Consider the following 18,837-nt stretch of genomic DNA (forward strand, 5'->3'; position numbering starts at 1 on the left):
GCTACTATATAGAAGGCGGCTGCGGCCGCCCTCCCCGCCCGGCCGGAGCCGGCATGCTAAAAGAATAGGAAATTGCTATCTTTGGCATGCCGGCTTCTTGCTTTTTGGAACTATAATTGCTTAGTGAGGCGGAGCGTGGCGGCAAGCTGGGCTCGACCGGCAAGCTCGTCCGCTCTCGGCCAAAAGCAGTCATTGACTTTTTTAAGCGCAATGAATCTCAAAGAGTGGAGCAAGGAGGAGAATGTTAAGTAGAGGAACGCTGGAACTCCTACAGAAAATGCAGGATTTATCGCATGCTGAGTATCCTGAGGGCGGACTGCTGTACACGTACACCGAAGCAGCCAATCAAGCTCACTCAAAAATGAGCAAAACTGGGCACAGCTCATTTCCCGATGCGCAGCTTCGTGAATTTGCACAATTCCTCCAGGTGGCGCATGGACACTATGGGGTCATGCTCGAGCAAGTATCAGACGTCTTCGTCAAGACCTCACGGGAGCTGATTCAAGCCCTTTGCTCTGACTTGAAGTTCGACGAGATAGACGTGGTTTTCGAAGACTGCGGGACTGATATGGCGACGACGTTGTCAATGGCTCGACGCTCTGACAATCGTCACTTCTCGCTCTGGCTTTGGTGGTCCATCGATTGATTTACAGATGCCTTCAAACGGCCATAAACGGACTATTGCATAGTAGAACAGAGTGAATTCCAACGTTCCATTTTTTCAAAGCGCTCACCTGTATTCAAGATGCTCAACTGGCTAAAGAAAATTCTCGATATTCGCGACCCCGCAGCCCTAAAGCTAGGTTTGGCGGAAAGTATTGAACACACCTTTTTAGGTGCATTGGTTCCACACCCTATTCTGAAGCAACGCTTGGTAGGATATGTCATGCAGGACGGCCTATCTGTTGAGATTGATATTGCCCCTGACGATGCAACAATGGCCGATGCATTGACGCTTGCTGAGTTGGCTGTAAGGTCGCTATCGAGCATAGACGCTAAATCTAGGATAATGTTGGCGGCTGACAGCCTTGACGCTTATAACTCCGATTGGAGATTTGGGGAAATTATGCGTGATGACGGTTCGAAAAAACCCTTTGAAAAACCGCTTTTATCCAAGGACGAGTTTTGCGCAAATTTTCAACTCAAGTCCATCGAAGCATTAGGCAAAAGCACTGTTACTCTTTGGTATAGCGACAGCGATATGTTTTGGGGTCACGATTTTTTCGTCACATCGTTCGATGGGCTTGAATTCACCGACACTCACGTTTCGATGGCGGGCTGAACGTTCGTGAAGACTTCGCAAACTTGGCCCAGCCACTCGGTCGGAATCGGCCATCAGCAGCCATTCCAGGTTAGGACTGAATCGGAAGCTAATATTTAGGGGGCTTCAATGGCAGGAAAATTTCTGACGCGAGATGCTATTGTTGATCTTGTTAAAAGCGAAGAGCGAACCAACAGCTTACAAAGGCGTGAGGGGTTTACTCAGCATCCAATTCGAGCAACCAAGTGCGGATGCTCGACACCTGGGTGTGGAGGCTGGCATAGCATCCTCACTGACCGCACAATTCCTACACTAGAAGAATGTGATTCCATTCTAAAAATGGAGAAGGCACGCAGGAAGCCGGGCTAACGCGAGGGACGTGGCGCTGGTGCGCCGGCTTCCGACCAGAGGCGGACCATAGCTTTGCTACAACCATCGGCCTCCCCTAGACGCATCTACATGGACACTCAGAGTTTTTCAATTTGGAATGAGGAAAATGCTTGACCTTAATATTGCCGAGATTCCTTACCTGTCTGGAAAGTTGAAATGCCGTTATGGGCGATATTTGTCAGACGATGGAAAAAAATGGATACGGCATGGACTTTACCGTGAACATCATGAAAATGGCGAACTTGCATCCGAGGGAACTTATATGAACGGAGTTGAGCATGGGGAGTGGCGTGATTATTATCCGAATGGGCAACTGGCCGCCGAGGGACTTTATGAGCAAGGTATTGAAGTCGGTAGGTGGCGGTACTGGGATCAAGACGGCAACGAGGTCATCGAGTGATGTCTTATGCAAACTCACTCGGACGTCTGTCTCAAATCGGCCACAAGGGGACATTGGTGTTCTCCATTCCTTGAATATCTCGGTACCGAACTACTGATTCTCGTAAATACTTTCAATATAAAATCCAGCATTCATAGAAAGGGTAATTCCATGAAGGTTTTGAGCTTCGACGCTGATGCGCATGAACGAAAAATATTTTTTGGTGATGTTGCATGCAATTTCGAGTCTATTGCTGATAAGCAGAATGCGGAAACTATTTTTATGTCAATGAATTGCGAGTCAAATAACTGCTGGAATTACTATGTTGCAGCTAAAGCTAAAAAACCTTATCCTTTTTCTATTTTGCCTAAATTCGAAGGTTTTGAAATTTTCGAAAATGGACAACTTCGCATAAGTTATATTGGTGGAGAAGGATATTTGCATATTGAAAAAATTCTTCGAGATTTTATAGATGGGGTAAAAGGATATGCAATTTAAATTCTGTCTGTAACTGATGTGCTCTTGCGCATATCTCTCAGAACTCTATCAAAGATTGTTGGTCTGAAGCTGGCGTACATGGATGGCGGCCTGAGTAGCTCGCTGAGAATCCGTATTCGGCCAGGAGCAGCCGGTAGGTAGTCGTATATCCACAGTAGGAGTTTGCCTTTTCTTTCTCTGACGTATCGATGCTTTTCCCAAAAAAACAGTACCACATCCAATCGGAAATACGCCATGCCTTTGCATCAAGACAAGACTAAATTTTTGCGCTACGAGCTTGGCATACTTACCCTAAAGGCCGCGCTATCGACCCGGAATGGTGAAGCTCCAATTTACGCAACCGCTTTCCGGGAATACCAACGAACCCCTTTCAAAGACGCGTTACGCGAGGAACTGCAAGCGATAGAATCGGCATACTCGAACGGACGTGTATCTGGGGCATACCATTGCGACTACATTTTCTCCTTAGCTGAAAGAATCAGCCAAACCTACAGCACATATCTTCACGGCGGTCGTCTACGATTTGGTATCGCTCAAAAGCTCGTGAACCTTCATTTGAAATATCTCTGGGTAGGTGGATTCATTGAGGAACCTCCGCATTGTCCTATCGATGGAATAATTCGTGACCTTGCGGGTCTTAACTATGATTGGACTACAAGCGATTCGCGAACAGAATACGAAAATGCTATTGCTGCTCTTTCATGCCAAGCGCATCCATCTAGTCTATCGGTCTGGGAGCTGCAGAAATTCAGGCGCAGAGACCAAATTGAGGTTTAACTGGAAGTTTGTGGTTCGAGTGATAACTTCGATACAGAGCCCAAACCGTAACGTTCCGCGAGCAGCGGCGTTTGGGAAGTAAATGCGAATGTCCGCAATGGGGCGTTACCCGCCGATCATTCATGTAGGCGACAATTCCCTCAGTCTCCGGCAGGAGCAGGAATGCCAAGACAATGCGAAATTACCATCTTTCGTATGTCTGCTTCTTTCTTTCTGAAACTATAATTGGCTGCTGAGGCGGCGCGCGGCGGCAAGCTGGGTAGCCCTGTACGGGCTGAGTTGTCGAGTAAACATGCAATCGACTGTTGGTTAGCGAGGAGCCCCATGGCGGAGATCATCCATCCCTTTTACGAGTCGCATCGCGGTGCAATGCAGGCCGCCATGCGCCATCGCCTCGACCTTGCCGAAGCGATGTTGTCCGAACGCGCGCAACTATCCAATATGGATGGGATTAGGCAGGAGGTGATGGCAGAATTCGACATCGTTCTCACCCAAATACCCTATGTCGGAGGTGCGGCGAGTCGTATGAGTGATTTCTTCATGCGCCTCCTGGGCTTTTTGGCCATCAGCCGGGTCTTGCGGCGACACGGCGTGCCGGTGTCCATGATTGGCGAAATCGAGCGAGAGACCTACAAGGCCCAATTGCTCACCGTGCCCGAAGGGGAACGGCTCGACTCGGGGCGACAGTTCATGTCGCTAGAGAATCAGTCTTTGCTGCGCGAGCAGGCGACAAAAAGCGCGACAGAAAGCCATCAGAAAGAGTTCCCGGAAGACTTCGTCTACGATTTCGTTGAGCCTGGCCCGAATGACAGCTTTGAATTCGGCATCAACTACACAGCCTGCGGCTTTTGCAAATTCGCGGCGCACCATGAAGACAAAGAAATTCTGCCGAACATTTGTGGGCTTGATTTCGTCGCCTATGCGGCGCGAGGCATCCACCTGGAAAGGACACAAACCTTGGCTGGCGGCGCGAGCCACTGCAATTTCCGATTCTCTCGGTCGCGAGACTAGCTTAAGCAAGGTCGGCAATGGGACCGCAGTTGCCGGTTACTGCAACGTCAGCGGTCCGCCTCTCTTTGATGGTGAATTCTGAGGATGGTGACGGTGTCGTCAGCGTAGCGGTAGCGCGCGATGTACTCGGTGTTTCCAAAGGTGATAGGCAGCTCACGATATGCCAAGTCCAAGTCCCCGATGGGCCTACCGATCTGCGGTTGCTGGCCGAGTAATTGAATGGACTTGACGATGGCTGCTGCAGCCCGCTTCGCGGCAGCTGGTTTTTTTGCCCCGAGAAATTCGCGCAGTCGTTCGAGATCACGCAGCGCCGCAGGGGGAGAATCTTACATGTGGCTTTTGGGGGCGGGTAGCTCGTCTTCTTTCCCCCAGCTATCTAGCCAGGCGCTTACCTCGTCCGCGTTGACGTGCAAGCCGGTGGTTTCGCATTCCGTCCATGCGTTGAGCGTATCCAAACGCAGTGCTTCGCGTTTTTCCTCTCGATCGAGATACTGGTGAATGGCCTCACTCACCACTCCATGCGGCGTGCTCTGGCGCGCCTCCGCGAAACGTTCGACTCGCTCCTGAGTCTCCTGGTCAAATTTAAATGCGATCGCACTCGTACTCGAGCTTGCCATGATGCGCTCCCAAACAGGTGTCGATAGCTAGACCTTAGCATACCTAAGACAACCCGACTAGACGGCTACGCCCCCCCCTTCTCTCCCGCCCGGCCGGAGCCAGCATGCCAAAAAAATGTAAAATTTGCATCTTTAGTCAGCCGGCATCTTGCTTTTTGAAACTATAATTGCTCGGCAAGGCAAAGTGCGACGGCAAACTGAACTCGAGTTGCAAGCTCGTCCGCTGGCGGCAAGGTATTTCAATCTACTTTCATCGATAGGAACCACGTGAGCACTATTAGTATTCGTCAGGCCGTACTTGCAGATATTGAAGCATTGTCAGTCCTATTTGATGGTTACCGCCAATTCTACGGACGCGACAGCGATGTGGCGGCGGCGAAGAAATTCCTCATAGACCGGTTCAATCACGGCGAATCGGTGCTGTTTATTGCGCACGAAGGAAGCAATCCTGTCGGTTTTACGCAGCTGTATCCGAGCTTTTCGAGCGTTTCTTTGGAGCGGATCTACATCCTGAATGACTTGTTCGTCAATGCGTCGGGGCGTCGCAAGGGCGTGGGATCTAAACTGATGTCCGCAGCCGTTGATTTTGCGAAAACAGTTGGCGCACTTCGTCTTGGGCTTTCCACCGCGATCACCAACACGGGCGCGCAAGCACTTTACGAGGCAGAAGGTTGGGAGCGCGACGACGACTTCGCGTATATCTACCCTATCCGAAAATAATCCTGACCAAGGAGTGTCATTGTGAAGATTGTTTTACTGCTGACTAGTATGCTGCTCTCCCAATCGCTGTACGCGCAAGAGGCGCCCAAGACATCAACCTTCCATCGCCTGCTTCTTTTGAACGAAAAGAACGAGCTGATGGTCGTCAAAATCAAGAACTCGAACCGCTGGGTTACCCCGGGCTGGTATCAAGACGATCGCCTGACCATTGCGCAAGGCCTTGACGAGCTGGCTGCCGGCTATGGCGTGAAAATCGCCACGCCTACGCTAAGGGGCGTCTTCACGCTGAAGGGCAGTCAAGTATCGACAAGACTGATCTATACGACAAAAATCAAGAGCGGGGAGCTAAAAAACCCTGAGCTCATCGAGGAAATCAAGTGGCTGCCGATTCAAAAAGCAGTGGAAACCATTACCTTTCCTCATATTAGCGCCCAGATTACCCAGCTAAGCAAATACCCGGACGTCATTTGGGGCGGCGCACAGACCATGTACCAGGAGAATGGCGTGTATGGTTCCAAGGTCGTCGAGGATTTCTATCCCTTGTCCGGCGTCTTAAAATGACGTTCTAAGATTCGAGCCGACCTGGAGATGGCGTAGCCCACGCAAACAGAAGGCCCTAGCTACACCAACTCCACCCCGCCGCCCGCCACCGGCAAGCGCAGCAGCACCCGCGCGCCCTCCCCCGGCGCGCTGGCGATGGCCACGCTGCCCTTCATCATGTCCACCACTAGGCTGTGCACGCTGGCCAGGCCCAGGCCGGCGCCGCTCTGGCCCAGCTGGGTGGTGAAGAAGGGTTCGAACACCTTGCCCAGATGCTCGGCGGCGATGCCGTTGCCGTCGTCGGCCCACTCGATCAACAGCTCCTCGCCCACGCGACTGGCGGCCACGACGATCTCGCCGCCCGTCCGCCCCTTGAAGCCGTGGTAGATGCTGTTTTCGAACAGTTGCTGGAACACCTGGCGGCAGCCGTTGCCGTAGCCACTCAGCCATAATTCCTCGGGCAGCTCCAGCCGCATGCGCACCGACTGCGGCCCCATCAGCGGCTGCCAGTGGCCCTGGCACATGCGCAGCAACTCGGCCATGTCAAACCTGCCGCAAGCCTCCTGCTCGGGATGGCTGGACAAGCCCTTGAAGCGCTCGACCAGCGCGCTGATCTGGCTGATGGCCCGTTCCAGCAGCGCGCCGCCGTCGGCCACGTGGGACAGCAGCGCCTGCAGCTGGCTGCGCTTCAGCGTGCCGCCGGCCAGGTTGCGCTGCAGCTCGACGCCCTGCTCGGCGATGGCGCTTGCGGCCACCCGGGCGTTGCCCAGCGGTGTGTTCATCTCGTGCGCCATGCCCACCACCATGCGCGACATGCCCAGCTGCTTCTCCTGCTGCATCAGCGAGCGCATGGCCAGCTCCAACTCGCCGGTGCGCGCGCGCACCTGCTCCTCGAGCTCGTCGTGGGCGCGGCGCAGCGCCGCCTCGGCCGCCTGGCGCACGCTGACCTCGGCCTGCACCTTGCACAGCGCGTTGCTCAGCTCGATGTTGCGCTGCGCCAGGGAGTTTTCCAGCGCCGTGCCGTGCTGGGCCAGCTGGGCGTTCTCGTGTTGCAAGTGGGGCCGCTCCATGACGGCGTTGATGGTCTCGCCCAGCGCGTTGGCGATCTCGCGCTTGTGGCGCCGTTCGACCCGCACCTGGCTGATGCAGGCCTGCAGCGTCTGCTCCAGATAGCCCCACTGGCGGCCGTAGCGGCGGATGGTGTGCGAGACGATCTCGCGCGAGCCGATGCTGTGCGGCGGCTCCAGCGCCAGCTCGGCGTCGAAGGCGAGCAGCGTGCGCCAGGCCTGCTCGCGCGGCAATTCCACGCAGCCGAGCAAGACCTCGCACAGGCGCAGGCCGAGCACCCAGTAGGGCTGCACGTGCTCCGGCTCGACCCGCCGGTGGAACTGGCGCAGATACTCGCGGCTCTCGGCCGCCCGTCCCAGCGTGGCCGTCACCACCGCCAGGTTCAGCAGCGCCAGCCCCTCGTGGTAGTGCAGGCCCTCGGCGCAGGCCAGCGCCAGCGCCTGCTGGCGCAGCGCCAGGCAGTCGTCCCAGTGGGGCGCGGCGCTGTCCTCGTCGTCCTCCTCGATGGCCAGGTAGTAGGCGGCCGAGGCGGAATAGTTGAGCAGCAGGGCGCGCACCGGCGCGGCCAGGCCGTCCGGGTGGCCGAGCAGCTCGGCGCAGTTTTGCCGCAGCTCGACATACATCTCCGAGCTGAACAGCACGGTGCAGCGGATCGCCCGCATCTGCACGGCCAGGGCGTCCTGGCCGCAACGCTGGTACAGCTCGCCGGCGCGCGCCACGCTGTCGAGCGCGGCGTGGTACAGCCGCATGCGGGTCTGCACCCATTGCAGGGCGCGCCAGGCGGCGGCCTGGGCCATGGGGAAGTTTTCGGATTGGGCCTGCATCTGCACGCTCTTGGCGCGCAGCAGCAGCTCGTTCGGCGGCGCGTCGTCGTGCAGCGACTGCGCCAGGATCTGAAAGGCCTCCAGTTCCAGCGCCTGGCCGGGCGCCAGCGGCATCTGGCGGATCAACTGCAGCGACGACGAGAAATGCGCCAGCTCGAAGCCGGTCAGGTACTCGCGCAGCAGTTGCAGCTGCGCCTCGGCGTGCGCCTTGCTGTCCGTCCCGGTGGCGGGAGGATGCGTGTTCGATGCCAACATATCCTCCTCCAGTCTGCGCCGCTAGCCGGCGCAGGGCGCCTCGCTCACTGACACTGTATAGGACATGCGCGTCGGATTGCAAACACAAAGTGGCCCGTTGTGGCCCGCTGTGGCCAGTTTTGGCGCCTTGGCACCGCTACACCACCCTGCCCTCCTTGACGTATTCGCGCATCACCCCGGCCTCGAGCGCGGCGGCGGACAGTGCAATGTTGTCATTTGCCAACACTTGCAGCGCGCAGTAGTGACAAATATTCAGGATGCTGGCGCCGCTCAATTCGTGGCTGGCCGCCACCGCCGGCCAGCGCACGTCGTCGGCCAGGACGATCTGCGGCGGCATGCTCTTGCGCCAGATCGCCTCGCGCTCGGCCACGCCGGGCAGCGGGAAATGGATCATCGCCTGGAAGCGGCGCACGAAGGCGTCGTCGATGTTGCCGCGCTGGTTGGTGGCCAGGATCACCAGGCCGTTGTAGCTCTCGATGCGCTGCAGCAGGTAGGCCACCTCCTGGTTGGCGTATTTGTCGTGGGCGTCGCGGATGTCGGTGCGCTTGCCGAACAGCGCGTCGGCCTCGTCGAAGAACAAGATCCACTGCTTGTTCTCGGCCTTGTCGAACAGATTGGCCAGGTTCTTCTCGGTCTCGCCGATGAACTTCGACACCACCCGCGACAGGTCGATGCGGTAGACGTCCAGGCCGGTCTGCTTGCCCAGCAGCGTGGCCGTCAGCGTCTTGCCGGTGCCGGGCGGGCCGTAGAACAGGGCGCGGTAGCCCGGCTTCATCTTGCGGCCCATGCCCCAGTCGCGCAGCAGGGTGTCCTTGTGCACGGTCCAGTGTTCGATGTCGCGGATCTGCCGCCGCGTGTCCGGGTTCAGCACCAGGTCGTCCCACTCCATTTCCGTCTCCAGCAGCTCGGCCGGGAAGGCGCTGGAAAAGCGCGGCTTGCTGACCGCGCCGACGGTGAGCAGTTCGACCACCTCCGGCGCCAGGATCAAGCGCCCGCTCATGGCCGGCTCGCCCTCCTGCACCGCTTCGAGCCACAGCACGCGCTGGCGGGCGAACCAGTGGCCGCCGCCCAGCATGCGCTGCACCTGCAGGCGGTTGACCAGGTTGTCGCCGGCCAGGATGAACTGCGCCGTCTCGCCGGTGGGGATGACGCCACGGTGGCCGTTGACGCGCACGCCGCCGAAGGCGGCGAAGTCGCCGCCGTCCGGCAGGTGGTTGGCGATGACGTCGTTCAAAAACGTCGGGTGCACGTTGGGCGACAAGGCCAGCAGCAGCACGATGTATTCCTCGAAGGCCGGCTGGTGCCGCTCGACGAAGCGGGCGAAGGGCGAGCCGTCGTCGTACCAGGCGGTGTCGTTGACGGAGCGTTCCAGCTCGTCCGGCGCGGCGTCGCGCAGGCGCGCCAGGATGATGGCGCGCAGGTAGTGCAAGGCGGTCTGCAGGTTGACGGCGGACATAGACTAGGCTTCGTCCAAGCCGGTGACCTTCAGCGTGCCGTCCAGCGCCCAGCCGCGCTTGATGTGGCGCACGTGCTCGTCGAGCTTCTTGTCATTGCCGGCCATCTCGGGATGGAAGGGGTCGATGTTCGCCTGCAGCATGCTGTTCTCCAGCTGGTCGCCGATGAACAGGTTGCGGGCGTAGCCAAAGAACTTGTTGTAGCGCGTCTTGGCGGAGGCCTGCAGGCTGGCCAGCTTCAGGTCGGGCACCGGCGTCAGCGCGTCGCCCACCGAACCGCGCTGCTCCAGCAGCACCTTGGCCTCGGAGACCTTCTTGCCGACCAGCGCGGTGTTGTAGTGGGTCGACATGTCGTGCGCCGAGATGACGTGGCGCCGCCCCAGCCGGGCGCCGTCGCGCGTGCCCAGCTTGCTCCAGGCCTTGTTCTTGCTGTCGTAGGCCAGCTCGCTCTTGTCGGCGTGCTGCTCGCCGACGCGCACCTTCTGCTGGAAGCTGAAGCTGCCGCGGGTGATGGCGATGTCGTCCTTCGTCACCTCCGGATCGTTCACCTGCCAGTCCTCCAGCGTTTCGCCGACGTGGGCCGCCAGCGTGGCCAGCTTGCCGTCGAGCTGTTTGGACAGCTTGTCGGCCTTGGTGGCGGCCTTGCCGGAGGCGGTGTCGGCGGTGGTGGAGTCGGGGCCGGCGTCGTCCAGCTCGCGCAGCTCCTTTTGGATCGGCACGATCGCCTCCTCGTGGGTCACCGCCGTGCTGATCGGCTTGGCGCTCTTCGCCTTCGCCAGGCGGCGCGTGGTCGCCGTGGCGGTCAGGAACACCGAGGGCAGCGCCGGGTCGGAGCGCAGCACCAGCTTGGCCGCCTTGCCCTCGCCGGCGAAGGTCAAGGTGTGGCTTTCGCCGCCGCCCTTGACCGGCACCTTCTTGCGCCACCAGTTGAGCAGCTTGCGCAGGCCCGCCTTGGCCGCCGCGCCTATCTTCTTGAGCAGGCCGCCGAGCCAGGCGACGATCTTGTCGAGGCGCCTTGTCGATCGGCGCGCGGATCTTCTTGACCACGCCGACCAGCTTGTCCGGTATGCCGCCCAGGCCGGCGAACTTGGCCAGGAAGCCGATCACGATGAGCAGCGTGTTGGCCAGCGTCTGCTCGACGCGCTTGGCGGCGGGGCCGAGCTGGCCGGCGGCGATGGCGGCGATCGAGTCGATGAAGGAGGCCACCACGGCGGCGATCTGGTTGATCTTCTGGATGAAGAAGCTGATCGTGTTGTAGATCGCGATGATCGCCTGGATCACCGCGCCGGCCGGGTTGAGCATGGTCACCAGCTTGGTCACGGCGGCCTTGACGATCTCGGTGGTGACCATCTCGGTGACCTTGGCGATCATGCTGTCCTTCAGCTCGTTGAGTTCGTTCTTGATCTCCTGCCAGGCCGCCGCCGGGCCGTCGCGCACCAGGGTCACCAGCACGCCGGCGGTCTTCTCCAGCACCGTCAACACCGGGTCGGGGATGATCTTGACCAGCTTGGAGCGGATGTTGGTCCAGGTCAGGCCGAGCACCGACAGCACCAGCTTGACGATCTCGATCAGGCTGAACTCCTTGGGAATGTAGACGCCGGCCTCGCCCAGCGGCCCGGTGATCCACTTGATCAGCGCCGTCTTCAAATGCGCGCCGATGTTGGCGGCGAAGTTTTGGAAACCCAGCTTGCCGGCGCGCACCAGGTTGCCGACGAAGCCGATCGGGTTCTGGATGATGCTGCGGAAGGCGCCCTGCGCCTTCTTGATGTAGGGGACGGCGCGCGGCGCCACCACCGAGAAGATGATCTCCAACAGCGTGATGACCTGCGCCCCGGCCCAGCTGAGGAACTGCCCGGCGACGTTGAGGAAGGCCCGCCCCACCTTGGAAAACAGGCCGGTGATGGTCAGCACGTCCTGCCAGGTGATGCTGCGCAGCGTGTCCACGATCTGGCCGGGGATGGCGCGCACGAAGCCCATCAGCCCCTCCAGCGCGCCCTGGAACCAGTCCCAGGCGCGGCCGATGGCGTTGCCCTTCTGGATGTTCTGCCACACCTCCTCCTGGCCGATCAGCTTCATGAAGCCGCCGATCAGCAGGGCCGGCGAGCGCGGCACCGCCTCGCCGGTGACCGGGTCCTGGCCCAGCACGGCCTTCAGCAGGTCGTAGCCGGCGGTGCCCTCGGCCAGCGCGGCCAGCGGGCGCAGCACCACCTCGCGCACGATGGCCATCAGCCCCGTCACGACGCCGGCGCCGAAGGAGATCAGCCGGCCGATGGGGTTGGTGAAGATCGCCTTGGCGCGGTCCCACACGCCGCCCAGGTCGAAGATGTCGCGCCAGCTGAGCGAGTCGATGAAACGCGCCAGGCCGGCGACGATGGCGCCGCCGATGTCGCCCAGCGTGGCCAGCTGCTGCTCGACCCAGGCGCCGGCGCGGGTGAACACGCCGTGGTTGTCCAGCGCCTGGGCGATCAGCGCGCCGCCGGGGATCAACTCGACCAGGGCGCGCAGGATGTTGGCGGCGCTGCGGTCGGCGCTGCGCTGGTTGATCGGGTTGAAGCCCAGGACGATGGTCAGCAGGCGGTAGCCGGGGATGTAGTAGGCCTTGTCGGCGAAGTAGTCGAGCGCGTCCTGCACGCCCAGGCGCTGGATCGCCGGCGTGGCGCTGTTGGTCGACACCTGCGGGCTGCGCTGCACGGCCGGCTGCGCGCCGCGCTCGACGGCAGGCTGCGCGCTGCGCCGCACCGACTGGCCCTGCTGGATGGTGTGGGTCAGCTCGTGCGCCAGCAGATGCTTGCCGTCGCGCGTGCCGGGCTGGAACTGGTTATCCGAGAAGAAGACGTGGTTGCGCAGGGTGAAGGCGCGCGCGCCAAGGCGGTTGCTCAGGCCGGCCGATTCCCTGTCGCGGTGCACCCGCACGCCGCTGAAGTCGGCGCCGAAGCGCGGCTCCATGAAGCCGCGCGTCTCGGCCGACAGCGCCTCGCCGCCGCTCATCTGGTTCATCAGCGCCGACTGGGTGGCGCTGTCGACCTGCGGCGCGGCACCGCTTTCCTTGCGCTGCACCCGCTCGCCGTCTTTGCGTTGGATGCGCTCGGCCTCCTTGCGCTGTGCCGGCTCGGCCTCCTTGCGCTGCACGCGCCCGCTGTCTTTGCGCTGGCCCCGTTCAGCCTCCTTGCGCGGCGCCGCTTCGGCGTCTTTGCCCTGGACGCGTTCGGCCTCCTTCTTCTGCAGCCGGTCGCCGGCCATCGAGGCCCAGTCGCTGGCGCGGCCGGTGGCCCACTCGGGCTTGACGATGGTCGGCGCGCTCATCACGTGGTCGGCCATGCGTTCGGCCTCCCGCTCGAAGTGGTCGCCCGGTTGGTTGACGCTCAGCTTGGCCTGCACCACCTTGGCCGGCATCGCGCCGCCGCGCGGCGCGGCGCGCTCGTCCAGGCCGCTCTTTTGGAAGAACGGCTGCTGGCCGGCCCGATGTGCCGTGGCCGGCGTGGTGGTGGTGGATGTGGTGGATTTCTCTGCGCTGGTTTTCATGGCGGTCCGCTAAGTCCATTCGACCCACAGGATGCGCTCCATCCACGGCAGCCGCACCGCCGAGATGCCCCACGGCAGATCGCCCAGCAGGATGTCGGCGGTCTGCGGCTCGACCTGCAGCAGCCACTCGCCGGCGCGCTCGCTCAGCTTGCCGGCGCGCAGCAGGAAGGCGCCGCGCAGGCCGTCGGGCGAGGTGTTGCGCAGCGCCGTCCAGTGGCCGATCACCGCCGCCAGCAGCGCCTCGGCCTCGGCGCACTCGGCGGCGGTCAACACCACGCCGTCCTCCACGGTGGCCGTCAGCGGCAGCGCGCACAGCAGCTTGGGCAGCGCCAGCGCGTACTCCGGCGCGCTGGGCCGCCCGCTGGCGAGGAAGTACAGCAGCGCCAGCGCCCTGCCCGGCCGCAGCAGACGCCCCTCCTGGCTGAATCCCAGCGCGTCGAACAGGCGCGGCAGGAAGGGATGCAGCAGCACCAGGCCGGCGTTGTCGAGGTAGATGCCGTGGCGTCGGTCCGGGTGTTCGTCGCCGCGCGCCACGTCCGGCCGGGCCGCCGGACGCCCGCGTTCGCCGGGCGGCGCGCGCAGCACGGCCGGCGCGCGGCCCCGGTCGCCGCGCGGCGCGGCCGGATGCAAGGCGGCCAGCGCGGCGCGCGCGGCCTGCTCGGGCAGGCCGCGCCACAGCGCGCCATGCAGCGGCAGCCTGGCGTCGCCGACGCGGCCGTGCAGCGCCAGCTCCAGCCCGGCGCGGCACAGCAGCCGCGCGCCCGCCTCGGCCGTGGCGCCCTGGGCTCGCGCGCGCAACTGCGCCAGGCTGGCCTGCAGCGCCGCCGCCAGCGCGGGCGACAGGCGCGCCAGCAGCAGCAACTGGAAGCCGGTCGAGAACTGGCCGCACAGGCGGCGCAGCGCGCTGGAGCCGCGCAGCGCCGCCATCAGGTCGGCCGTCGGCGCCGGCGGCGCGGCCACTTGCCCGCTCGCCAGTGCGGAGCCCGCCGCCTGTCCGGCCGTGGGCGCGCCGGGCGCGGCGGCCCAGGCGGGCGCCGTCGCGGCCGAATCCAGCGCCGCCAGCGCGCCGCCGTCGGCGCGCCAGGCGGCCAACAAGGTGGCCTCGAAGTCCATGCCCGCGGCCAGGTGCAACGCGGCCGGCAGCGTGCCGTAGCGCAGGAAGTGGGCCAGCGCCTCGTCCAGCGCCTGCGCCAGGCCGATGTGGCGCGGCGCGGCCCGCCCGTCGGCGGCGCCGCCCGCGCCGCCGGCCAGATGGACGCCGAGCGCCTGGTCCAGACAGCGCTCCAGCAGCGCCGGCAGATCCTGCTCCAACCGCCCCAGCGCGACGCTGCCGGCGTCCACCTCCAGCCGCTCGATGCGCAGCACGCCGCGCGGCGGACAGCAGCGTTCCAGCGCGCGTTCGATCACCGGCGTCAGCCACTGCGCGCACAGGCCCGCCAGCCGGCCCTGCAAGGCCAGCGCCTCGGCCTCGCTGCCGGCCATCCGCACCTCGACGTACTGGCGCAGGATGCTGTGGGGCGCGCTCGGCTGCATGGCGCGCTAGCCCGGGCTGCCGACGTTGACTTGCGTGAAGCCGACCACCATGCAGCCTTCCTTGGTGTAGGCGCACAGGCGGACGCTCTTGACCGGCGGCTCGCTGTTGACGATGGACACCGATGCCGACCGTCCGTTGACGATCGACGGGGAGCAGTCCTGCACCTCCCAAGTGAAGACTTCCAGCTCTACGCCGCCGGAAATGCCTACGTTGAGGAAGACCCGGTTGTTGTCGACGCCAATGTCGAAATTGAAGCCGATATCCAGCGGCCCGCATACCGGCGTGACCGGCCGCGACGGATCGCATTTGTCGATATGGCTGGGATTGAAGGCCGGCACCTGGAGTGTGCCCTCGTTGATATTGATGGTGGTGCCGGCCGGCGCGTACTGGAACAGCAGGCCGCCCTGCTGGCTGGGGCGGCTGAACTCGGAGGCGATCTGGATATTGAAGCTCAGACAGTCGAAGCCTTCGATCCACAGCGCCGGCACGCCGGTCTTGGTGTCGTAGTCCAGCAGCAGCCAGTCGGCGTCGCCGACCGCCTTGGTGGTCAGCTCGTTGATGCGCTGGACCCAGCCGCGCACCACCGCCTCGTAGTCCTTGTTCAGGTCGTCGACCGTGGTCGCCTCGAAGATGTGCTGCACATCGGTGCGCAGGTCGACCACCTGGCCGTCCTTGAAGTCGAAACTGAAGCTCGGCACCGCGACCCGGAAGGCGCGGAACGGCCGTTGCGGGTCGTTGTCCGGCAGCCAGAAGCGGTAGCCGGCGCGCCGCGCGATCCCCTCGCAGGGCAGATCGCAGGGTGCCACCACCACGTGGCTGTAGTCCTGCATCACCTCGCAACCGGCGCCGTCGCGCACCAGCACCATGGCCGTCTCGCCGCTCGGCACGGGCGGACTGATATATTGATTGATATTGATTGAGCCGAATTCCGTGAAATATGGCATCACTCCGCCGGACACGGTCAGCCCGACCTGGTAAGTCATGTTCGTCACGTCGTCGCTGAAGCTGGCCTCGCCCAGTTGCAGCATCGACGGCACCGCCACCGTCTGCTGCGCCGACTCCGAGCCGGCGCTGTCGCGGATGGCCAGCGTGTGCTCGCCCACGCTCAGCGCCACCGTCGGCGTCAGCGTCTTGAAGGGCTGGCCGTCGAGTTGGTAGCTGATCGGCGCCAGGCCGCCCTCCGGCGTCAAGGTGGCCAGCGCGACGCCGGTGGCGTCGGTGCAGCCCAGCGTGATGGCTAGGCCCAGCGGAGGCGGCGGCAGCACGTACTGGATGCACGGCCCGTCGGCGCAGCAGCGGTACGGCAGGAAGAAGTCGGCGATCACCACGCCGTTGGCCAGCGCACCGACGGCGTCGGCGATGGGATCGCCGACCTGGCCGACCACGCCGGGAAAGAGTATGCCGCCCACGGCGGTGAGGTTGCCGATCAGCGCTTGCACGTCGGCGTCCTGGGCGAAGCGGATGTCGCCGCCGATGCGTTGCAGCGCGCGGTTCAGCGCCTCCTTGTTGAAGCCGGACGTGCTGCGGGCGGCGTCGGCGGCCGCATTGCTGGCCGCGCTGGCCGCGCTGGCGACGCCGCCCGCGCGGTCGGCGGCGGCCAGGGCCGCCCTGCGGATCGCTTGGCGCTTGCCGCGCGGCGCGGCGGCTGCCGCCTGCGTCCGGGCCGGCAGCGCCGTACCGATTTCGGTCTGCTCGAGCACCGCCTCGTGGTACACCAGCAGGAAGGTGCCGCCCAGCGGCACGCCGGCCTTGTGCTGGATGCCCGGGTGCTTTTGCAGGAAGAAGGCCAGCACCTGCTGCTGCTTGAGCTGGCGCATGCGGGCGAGGAACTCGTCGTGCACCGCCCGCATCGCGTCCAGGTTGGAGCCGTACAGCACCTGGTCGAAATGGTCGATCAGCTCCTCCTTCGGCATGAACTGCTGCAGGTCGGTCGACACGGCGGCGCTTTGCTGGTCGCGGAAGAAGTGGGTCAGACCCAGCAGATCCTGGCACTTGTTCTCGAAGTCGGCGAAGGCCAGCACGTCCAGGCTGGCCGGCAGCGTCTCGGACAGCTTGGTCATGTAGTAGACCGACACGGCGTAGGCGAAGAACTCGGCGGGCAGCCCGACAGTGCCGCTGAACAGCGCGCAGTAGACGATCAGCACGGCGTTGGGGTCGATCTGGTTCTGGTCGACGTCGATGTAGGGCCGCGCCAGGAAGCCGGCCAGGTATTTTTCATACCAGGCGCCGACGGTGTTGGCGTCGTAGACGAACTTCGGCGCGCGCAGCTTGAGCAGCGGATGCTTGGGCACGCCGCCCGGCAGCGCGGTGTTGGCCTGCACGCTGTAGAGGAAGCGGATGCCCTCGGTGAGATTGGTCAGCAGCTCCTCGCGCAGCACATCGTAGGTGGCCTCCAGGTCGGGAAAGCGCGCCGTGTCGCCGGCCAGCAGGGGCACGTTCTCGTCGAAGGCGCCGGTGCGCAGGGCGACCACCTCGAACGGCAGGCGGTGGCGCGTCTTCAAGCTCAGCAGCGTAGCCAACACGGGCTGGAACTGCTTGCCCAGATGGCCCTCGATGCGCAGGAAGTTGTGCGGCTCGAGGTCGAAGCGCAGCGGCTCGGTGACGAAGGCCGGCGCCGCCGGCACGTACTCGACGCCGCGGTAGCCCAGGTTTTGATTGGCGCGGCCGCGCCGGCTGCGGGTCGGGCTCCACAGCTGATACAGCGGTGGCACGAGGTCGACCCGGTAGTAGTACGGCAGCGCTTTTTTCTCCAGCGCGGCGCAGCCCAGCGTGCTGGGCGTGATGCGGATCTGTGGGTCGAGCGAGCTGTCGTTGCCCTGCGACGGCAGCGGCGGCTGGTGGGTGAAGCTGTCCTGCATGCCGACCAGGCGGCCGAACAGCAGCAGGAACTCGTCGACCAACAGGTCGCCGTGGCAGGCCGGCGTGAAACCGTGGCGGTACAGGGCGGGGTTGATGCCGATCGGGCGCGGCACGCCCAGCATCAAATGGCGCGGGAACAGCAGCTCGGACGGCACGCAGGCGCAGACCAGCTCCACGCCCTTCCAGCGCATTTCGTCGTAGGCGCGCAGCAGGTCGTCGAACAGGTCGTAGTAGTACTGTAGGAAGACGATCTGCGCAGGCGTGCCGAAGGCGTTGTCGAGGAAGCCGAACTTGACGCCGAAGCCGGCGAAGGGGTCGCTGGGATAGCGTTCCAGCAGCAGCGGCTTGAACGCCTGGTAGGCCGCGCTCAGCGCCTGGCCGGTGTTGGTGGCCAGTTGGGCCGAGTGGAACACCGTGTGGTAGGCCGCCAGCACGTGCTCGGAGGTGGTCGGCGCGGTGTTGGGCACGTCGTAGCGCGGCAGCGCCAGGTCGGGCAGGTTGAGGCGGGCCAGCATGAGCGCCTCCAGATCGGCGGTGGTCAGGCCGCCGCCCTCCCCGGCGCCCTCGGCGATCACCTTGGCCAGGTCGGCCACGCCGATCAGCAGGCGGCGGATGGTGACCACCGTTTGCGAACCGCGGTCGTTGCAGTCGTTCGGGCTGCAGTTGCGCAGCCCCTCGGTCTTTAATTCGACGAACAGCAGCACGGCTTTGTTGTCGAGGAAGCTGGCCGGGCTGGCTAGCGGCGTGGTGTCCGGCTCGCCGGCCGGGAACATCTCCCACAGCGGATAGGACGGCTGGCCGGTCTGGCTTTTGTCGCGCAGCAGCGGGTAGTCGACGTCGAGCGGCAGGTTGTACTCGCGGTAGGCGGTCAACGCCACCGGGTCGGCCTCGATGACCAGATAGCCCTCGGTGGTGATGCCGCAACCGGGCGCCAGGTGCAGCGTGGTGGTGGCGTCGTCGAGCTTGAGGGTCAGGCCGCAGGCGATGCCGACGCCGATCAGGTTGGCGCGGGTCAGCCGCTCCTGCTCGTTCAGATAGTCGAACAGCTGGTTCAGGTGCAGATTCGACAAGACCTGGTTGGCCTCGAAAACAGGATATGTGTCTTGGACAGTTTTCATGTTCAGCACC

At 63.1% G+C, this 18,837-nt stretch carries 15 protein-coding genes; 7 read left to right on the forward strand and 8 right to left on the reverse strand.

Going from position 1 to position 18,837, the window contains the following annotated elements; genetic code table 11:
- Positions 1 to 241: 241 nt before the first annotated feature.
- The 5 genes from QC826_RS15370 (at position 242) to QC826_RS15390 (ending at position 4,316) form a co-directional block, all read left to right on the forward strand.
- Positions 242 to 646, forward strand: a complete 405-nt coding sequence (locus QC826_RS15370; RefSeq protein ID WP_279761379.1) for a hypothetical protein — start codon at positions 242 to 244, stop codon at positions 644 to 646.
- A 99-nt stretch (positions 647 to 745) separates the two neighbouring features.
- The gene (locus QC826_RS15375) at positions 746 to 1,282 is read left to right on the forward strand and encodes a DUF2262 domain-containing protein (RefSeq protein ID WP_279761381.1); all 537 of its coding nucleotides are present in this window, start codon (positions 746 to 748) and stop codon (positions 1,280 to 1,282) included.
- Between the two features lie 475 nt (positions 1,283 to 1,757).
- On the forward strand, positions 1,758 to 2,051 hold the full coding sequence (locus QC826_RS15380; RefSeq protein WP_279761383.1) for a toxin-antitoxin system YwqK family antitoxin: 294 nt from the start codon (positions 1,758 to 1,760) through the stop codon (positions 2,049 to 2,051).
- A gap of 150 nt (positions 2,052 to 2,201) precedes the next feature.
- Positions 2,202 to 2,528, forward strand: a complete 327-nt coding sequence (locus QC826_RS15385) for a hypothetical protein (RefSeq protein ID WP_279761385.1) — start codon at positions 2,202 to 2,204, stop codon at positions 2,526 to 2,528.
- Positions 2,529 to 3,629: 1,101 nt separating this feature from the next.
- Positions 3,630 to 4,316, forward strand: coding sequence for an L-2-amino-thiazoline-4-carboxylic acid hydrolase (locus QC826_RS15390; RefSeq protein ID WP_279761387.1), 687 nt, complete (start codon positions 3,630 to 3,632; stop codon positions 4,314 to 4,316).
- Between the two features lie 47 nt (positions 4,317 to 4,363).
- Here QC826_RS15390 and QC826_RS15395 read toward each other — a convergent pair whose 3' ends face one another.
- Complete coding sequence (locus QC826_RS15395) at positions 4,364 to 4,624, reverse strand: type II toxin-antitoxin system RelE/ParE family toxin (protein ID WP_313872882.1); 261 nt, start codon at positions 4,622 to 4,624, stop codon at positions 4,364 to 4,366.
- A gap of 18 nt (positions 4,625 to 4,642) precedes the next feature.
- Positions 4,643 to 4,933, reverse strand: coding sequence for a CopG family ribbon-helix-helix protein (locus QC826_RS15400; RefSeq protein ID WP_279761389.1), 291 nt, complete (start codon positions 4,931 to 4,933; stop codon positions 4,643 to 4,645).
- A 267-nt stretch (positions 4,934 to 5,200) separates the two neighbouring features.
- Between QC826_RS15400 and QC826_RS15405 the strand changes: the two genes are divergently transcribed.
- Both QC826_RS15405 and QC826_RS15410 read left to right on the forward strand, forming a co-directional pair.
- A complete protein-coding gene (locus QC826_RS15405; RefSeq protein ID WP_279761390.1) occupies positions 5,201 to 5,653 on the forward strand; it encodes a GNAT family N-acetyltransferase in 453 nt (150 codons plus the stop codon).
- A gap of 21 nt (positions 5,654 to 5,674) precedes the next feature.
- Positions 5,675 to 6,214 (forward strand): hypothetical protein, encoded by a 540-nt coding sequence (locus QC826_RS15410; protein WP_279761392.1) that lies wholly within the window; start codon positions 5,675 to 5,677, stop codon positions 6,212 to 6,214.
- Between the two features lie 59 nt (positions 6,215 to 6,273).
- Here QC826_RS15410 and QC826_RS15415 read toward each other — a convergent pair whose 3' ends face one another.
- From QC826_RS15415 to QC826_RS15440, 6 genes are all read right to left on the reverse strand, one after another.
- Positions 6,274 to 8,340: a sensor histidine kinase gene (locus tag QC826_RS15415; RefSeq protein ID WP_279761394.1), complete on the reverse strand. Its 2,067-nt coding sequence runs from the start codon at positions 8,338 to 8,340 to the stop codon at positions 6,274 to 6,276.
- 136 nt (positions 8,341 to 8,476) lie between these two features.
- Positions 8,477 to 9,796, reverse strand: a complete 1,320-nt coding sequence (locus tag QC826_RS15420; RefSeq protein ID WP_279761396.1) for an ATP-binding protein — start codon at positions 9,794 to 9,796, stop codon at positions 8,477 to 8,479.
- Positions 9,797 to 9,799: 3 nt separating this feature from the next.
- Entirely contained in the window at positions 9,800 to 9,937 is a 138-nt protein-coding gene (locus QC826_RS15425) for a hypothetical protein (protein ID WP_279761398.1), read from the reverse strand.
- Positions 9,888 to 13,316: a DUF4157 domain-containing protein gene (locus QC826_RS15430; protein ID WP_279761400.1), complete on the reverse strand. Its 3,429-nt coding sequence runs from the start codon at positions 13,314 to 13,316 to the stop codon at positions 9,888 to 9,890. The genes QC826_RS15425 and QC826_RS15430 overlap by 50 nt, the downstream gene beginning before the upstream one ends.
- Positions 13,317 to 13,325: 9 nt before the next feature.
- A complete protein-coding gene (locus QC826_RS15435; protein ID WP_279761401.1) occupies positions 13,326 to 14,849 on the reverse strand; it encodes a contractile injection system tape measure protein in 1,524 nt (507 codons plus the stop codon).
- 6 nt (positions 14,850 to 14,855) lie between these two features.
- Entirely contained in the window at positions 14,856 to 18,827 is a 3,972-nt protein-coding gene (locus QC826_RS15440; protein WP_279761403.1) for a hypothetical protein, read from the reverse strand.
- Positions 18,828 to 18,837 lie beyond the last annotated feature (10 nt).

Source organism: Rugamonas sp. DEMB1 (assembly GCF_029834475.1).
In the GTDB taxonomy this organism is placed as follows: domain Bacteria; phylum Pseudomonadota; class Gammaproteobacteria; order Burkholderiales; family Burkholderiaceae_D; genus Rugamonas; species Rugamonas rubra.